Below are 328 nucleotides of genomic sequence, written 5' to 3'. Positions count from 1 at the left end.
CTTGCGCGAGCGGCCGCCGCGCGGATCGCCGCGGCGCTTGTCGTAGGTCACCACGAACGTGTCGGGGTCCACCATCACGCTTTGAAAGCGCGCATAGGGACACATGTACTTGCACACCGACTCGCGCATGAAACCCGCGTTGCCCCAGGTGGCAAAACCGTAGAACAGCATCCAGAACCATTGCCACGGCCCCAGCTGCAGCGTGAACAGCTCGTGGCCCAGCTCGCGGATCGGCGCAAAATAGCCGATGAAGGTCGACCCCGTCCACCAGGCCAGCGCGATCCACAGCGCATGCTTGGTGATCTTGATGCGCGCCTTGCGCCAGGAC

1 protein-coding gene is annotated in these 328 nt (G+C 64.0%); it reads right to left on the bottom strand.

Translation table 11 applies throughout. The annotated features are described in order from the left end of the window. Positions 1-328: 4Fe-4S binding protein (locus SB751_RS29005; RefSeq protein WP_410748908.1), on the bottom strand; the 328-nt coding region annotated here is incomplete at both ends.

The sequence above is a fragment of the Cupriavidus sp. SIMBA_020 genome, assembly GCF_046535395.1.
Taxonomy (GTDB): domain Bacteria; phylum Pseudomonadota; class Gammaproteobacteria; order Burkholderiales; family Burkholderiaceae; genus Cupriavidus; species Cupriavidus campinensis.
Note: the sequence above shows the minus strand (reverse complement) of the source record. Positions and strands in the feature narration are given on the sequence as shown.